Consider the following 5,221-nt stretch of genomic DNA (forward strand, 5'->3'; position numbering starts at 1 on the left):
ACACAGTGGACGCGAGCCTCTATGGACAAGCCCTCGGCCTATTAGTACCGGTCACCTCCACACATTACTGTGCTTCCAGATCCGGCCTATCAACCCAGTCGTCTACTGGGAGCCTTACCCCATCAAGTGGGTGGGAATACTCATCTCGAAGCAGGCTTCCCGCTTAGATGCTTTCAGCGGTTATCCCTCCCGAACGTAGCCAACCAGCCATGCCCTTGGCAGAACAACTGGCACACCAGAGGTTCGTCCGTCCCGGTCCTCTCGTACTAGGGACAGCCCTTCTCAATATTCCTACGCGCGCAGCGGATAGGGACCGAACTGTCTCACGACGTTCTAAACCCAGCTCGCGTACCGCTTTAATGGGCGAACAGCCCAACCCTTGGGACCGACTCCAGCCCCAGGATGCGACGAGCCGACATCGAGGTGCCAAACCATCCCGTCGATATGGACTCTTGGGGAAGATCAGCCTGTTATCCCCGGGGTACCTTTTATCCGTTGAGCGACGGCGCTTCCACAAGCCACCGCCGGATCACTAGTCCCGACTTTCGTCCCTGCTCGACCCGTCGGTCTCACAGTCAAGCTCCCTTGTGCACTTACACTCAACACCTGATTGCCAACCAGGCTGAGGGAACCTTTGGGCGCCTCCGTTACTCTTTAGGAGGCAACCGCCCCAGTTAAACTACCCATCAGACACTGTCCCTGATCCGGATCACGGACCCAGGTTAGACATCCAGCACGACCAGACTGGTATTTCAACGACGACTCCCCCCGAACTGGCGTCCGGAGTTCACAGTCTCCCAGCTATCCTACACAAGCCGAACCGAACACCAATATCAAACTGTAGTAAAGGTCCCGGGGTCTTTCCGTCCTGCTGCGCGAAACGAGCATCTTTACTCGTAGTGCAATTTCACCGGGCCTATGGTTGAGACAGTCGAGAAGTCGTTACGCCATTCGTGCAGGTCGGAACTTACCCGACAAGGAATTTCGCTACCTTAGGATGGTTATAGTTACCACCGCCGTTTACTGGCGCTTAAGTTCTCAGCTTCGCCCCACCGAAATGGAGCTAACCGGTCCCCTTAACGTTCCAGCACCGGGCAGGCGTCAGTCCGTATACATCGCCTTACGGCTTCGCACGGACCTGTGTTTTTAGTAAACAGTCGCTTCTCGCTGGTCTCTGCGGCCACCCCCAGCTCACCAAGTACATTGGATCACCAGGAATGGCCCCCCTTCTCCCGAAGTTACGGGGGCATTTTGCCGAGTTCCTTAACCATAGTTCACCCGAACGCCTCGGTATTCTCTACCTGACCACCTGAGTCGGTTTAGGGTACGGGCCGCCATGAAACTCGCTAGAGGCTTTTCTCGACAGCATAGGATCATCCACTTCACCACAATCGGCTCGGCATCAGGTCTCACCCTCAATGAGTGGCGGATTTGCCTACCACTCGGGCTACACCCTTACCCCGGGACAACCACCGCCCGGGCTGGACTACCTTCCTGCGTCACCCCATCACTCACCTACTACAGGTCTGGTCCGTCGGCTCCACCACTCCCCTTCACCCGAAGGATCCGGGACGGCTTCACGGACTTAGCATCGCCTGGTTCGATGTTTGACGCTTCACAGCGGGTACCGGAATATCAACCGGTTATCCATCGACTACGCCTGTCGGCCTCGCCTTAGGTCCCGACTTACCCTGGGCAGATCAGCTTGACCCAGGAACCCTTAGTCAATCGGCGCACACGTTTCTCACGTGTGAATCGCTACTCATGCCTGCATTCTCACTCGTGAACCGTCCACCACTGCCTTCCGGCGCGGCTTCACCCGGCACACGACGCTCCCCTACCCATCACAGCCGCCGTTGGGCGTATATGCTGCAATGACACGACTTCGGCGGTACGCTTGAGCCCCGCTACATTGTCGGCGCGGAATCACTAGACCAGTGAGCTATTACGCACTCTTTCAAGGGTGGCTGCTTCTAAGCCAACCTCCTGGTTGTCTCTGCGACTCCACATCCTTTCCCACTTAGCGTACGCTTAGGGGCCTTAGTCGATGCTCTGGGCTGTTTCCCTCTCGACCATGGAGCTTATCCCCCACAGTCTCACTGCCGCGCTCTCACTTACCGGCATTCGGAGTTTGGCTAAGGTCAGTAACCCGGTAGGGCCCATCGCCTATCCAGTGCTCTACCTCCGGCAAGAAACACACGACGCTGCACCTAAATGCATTTCGGGGAGAACCAGCTATCACGGAGTTTGATTGGCCTTTCACCCCTAACCACAGGTCATCCCCCAGGTTTTCAACCCTGGTGGGTTCGGTCCTCCACGAAGTCTTACCTCCGCTTCAACCTGCCCATGGCTAGATCACTCCGCTTCGGGTCTTGAGCGCGCTACTAAACCGCCCTATTCGGACTCGCTTTCGCTACGGCTTCCCCACACGGGTTAACCTCGCAACACACCGCAAACTCGCAGGCTCATTCTTCAAAAGGCACGCAGTCACGAGAACAAGGCAAGCCTTGTTCCGACGCTCCCACGGCTTGTAGGCACACGGTTTCAGGTACTATTTCACTCCGCTCCCGCGGTACTTTTCACCATTCCCTCACGGTACTATCCGCTATCGGTCACCAGGGAATATTTAGGCTTAGCGGGTGGTCCCGCCAGATTCACACGGGATTTCTCGGGCCCCGTGCTACTTGGGTGTCTCTCAAACGAGCCGCTGACGTTTCGACTACGGGGGTCTTACCCTCTACGCCGGACCTTTCGCATGTCCTTCGCCTACATCAACGGTTTCTGACTCGTCCCACGGCCGGCAGACCGTGAAAGAGAGATCCCACAACCCCGCATACGCAACCCCTGCCGGGTCTCACACGTATACGGTTTAGCCTCATCCAGTTTCGCTCGCCACTACTCCCGGAATCACGGTTGTTTTCTCTTCCTGCGGGTACTGAGATGTTTCACTTCCCCGCGTTCCCTCCACTTGCCCTATGTGTTCAGGCAAGGGTGACAGCCCATGACGACTGCCGGGTTTCCCCATTCGGACACCCCCGGATCAAAGCCTGGTTGACGACTCCCCGGGGCCTATCGTGGCCTCCCACGTCCTTCATCGGTTCCTGGTGCCAAGGCATCCACCGTGCGCCCTTAAAAACTTGGCCACAGATGCTCGCGTCCACTGTGCAGTTCTCAAACAACGACCAGTACACCGTCACACACCAACAACGTGGTGCTACACCGGCGCCGGCAACTGAAGGCAGCCATACGGCCGTGCCCTCAGACACCCAACAGCGTGCCCGGCACACTCCCCGCTCCCCTCAACGTTCCACGCTCACAAGGAGCAGTACTAGAAGGAGAAGACGATCAAGTGTGCCGAATAATCAACGTTCCACCCTTGAGCAACCAGCACCGGACGTTCGCCGGTGTACTGGCCTCTGACCTCGTCCCGAAGGACTCGGTGAGAAGTGCTCCTTAGAAAGGAGGTGATCCAGCCGCACCTTCCGGTACGGCTACCTTGTTACGACTTCGTCCCAATCGCCAGTCCCACCTTCGACAGCTCCCTCCCACAAGGGGTTGGGCCACCGGCTTCGGGTGTTACCGACTTTCGTGACGTGACGGGCGGTGTGTACAAGGCCCGGGAACGTATTCACCGCAGCAATGCTGATCTGCGATTACTAGCAACTCCGACTTCATGGGGTCGAGTTGCAGACCCCAATCCGAACTGAGACAGGCTTTTTGAGATTCGCTCCACCTCACGGTATCGCAGCTCATTGTACCTGCCATTGTAGCACGTGTGCAGCCCAAGACATAAGGGGCATGATGACTTGACGTCGTCCCCACCTTCCTCCGAGTTGACCCCGGCGGTCTCCTGTGAGTCCCCATCACCCCGAAGGGCATGCTGGCAACACAGAACAAGGGTTGCGCTCGTTGCGGGACTTAACCCAACATCTCACGACACGAGCTGACGACAGCCATGCACCACCTGTACACCGACCACAAGGGGGGCACTATCTCTAATGCTTTCCGGTGTATGTCAAGCCTTGGTAAGGTTCTTCGCGTTGCGTCGAATTAAGCCACATGCTCCGCTGCTTGTGCGGGCCCCCGTCAATTCCTTTGAGTTTTAGCCTTGCGGCCGTACTCCCCAGGCGGGGAACTTAATGCGTTAGCTGCGGCACCGACGACGTGGAATGTCGCCAACACCTAGTTCCCACCGTTTACGGCGTGGACTACCAGGGTATCTAATCCTGTTCGCTCCCCACGCTTTCGCTCCTCAGCGTCAGTAATGGCCCAGAGATCCGCCTTCGCCACCGGTGTTCCTCCTGATATCTGCGCATTTCACCGCTACACCAGGAATTCCGATCTCCCCTACCACACTCTAGCTAGCCCGTATCGAATGCAGACCCGGGGTTAAGCCCCGGGCTTTCACACCCGACGTGACAAGCCGCCTACGAGCTCTTTACGCCCAATAATTCCGGACAACGCTTGCGCCCTACGTATTACCGCGGCTGCTGGCACGTAGTTAGCCGGCGCTTCTTCTGCAGGTACCGTCACTTTCGCTTCTTCCCTGCTGAAAGAGGTTTACAACCCGAAGGCCGTCATCCCTCACGCGGCGTCGCTGCATCAGGCTTTCGCCCATTGTGCAATATTCCCCACTGCTGCCTCCCGTAGGAGTCTGGGCCGTGTCTCAGTCCCAGTGTGGCCGGTCGCCCTCTCAGGCCGGCTACCCGTCGTCGCCTTGGTGAGCCATTACCTCACCAACAAGCTGATAGGCCGCGGGCTCATCCTTCACCGCCGGAGCTTTCAACCCCCACCCATGCGAGTGGAAGTGATATCCGGTATTAGACCCCGTTTCCAGGGCTTGTCCCAGAGTGAAGGGCAGATTGCCCACGTGTTACTCACCCGTTCGCCACTAATCCCCACCGAAGTGGTTCATCGTTCGACTTGCATGTGTTAAGCACGCCGCCAGCGTTCGTCCTGAGCCAGGATCAAACTCTCCGTGAATGTTTACCGGATATCCGGTCGACACACACGAGAGCGGAACGACCACCGGAATAAGGCGGTCGTTCACAGCGTCCTCGCTGTGTTTATTTCAAAGGAACCTCATCTTCGGCCGTGATGGCCGGAGACGGGGTATCAACTAATCTGGCGTTGATTTTTGGCACGCTGTTGAGTTCTCAAGGAACGGTCGCTTCCTTTGTACTCACCCTCTCGGGCTTTCCTCCGGGCGCTTCCCTTCGGT

2 rRNA genes are annotated in these 5,221 nt (G+C 57.4%); both read right to left on the minus strand.

Going from position 1 to position 5,221, the window contains the following annotated elements:
* Positions 1-21: 21 nt before the first annotated feature.
* A 23S ribosomal RNA gene (locus POF73_RS45420) occupies positions 22-3,143 on the minus strand.
* A 314-nt stretch (positions 3,144-3,457) separates the two neighbouring features.
* A 16S ribosomal RNA gene (locus POF73_RS45425) occupies positions 3,458-4,983 on the minus strand.
* Together the 16S and 23S rRNA genes form the textbook arrangement of a ribosomal RNA operon.
* Positions 4,984-5,221 lie beyond the last annotated feature (238 nt).

Origin of the sequence: Streptomyces sp. HD, assembly GCF_028369295.1 — a bacterium.
Classification (GTDB): domain Bacteria; phylum Actinomycetota; class Actinomycetes; order Streptomycetales; family Streptomycetaceae; genus Streptomyces.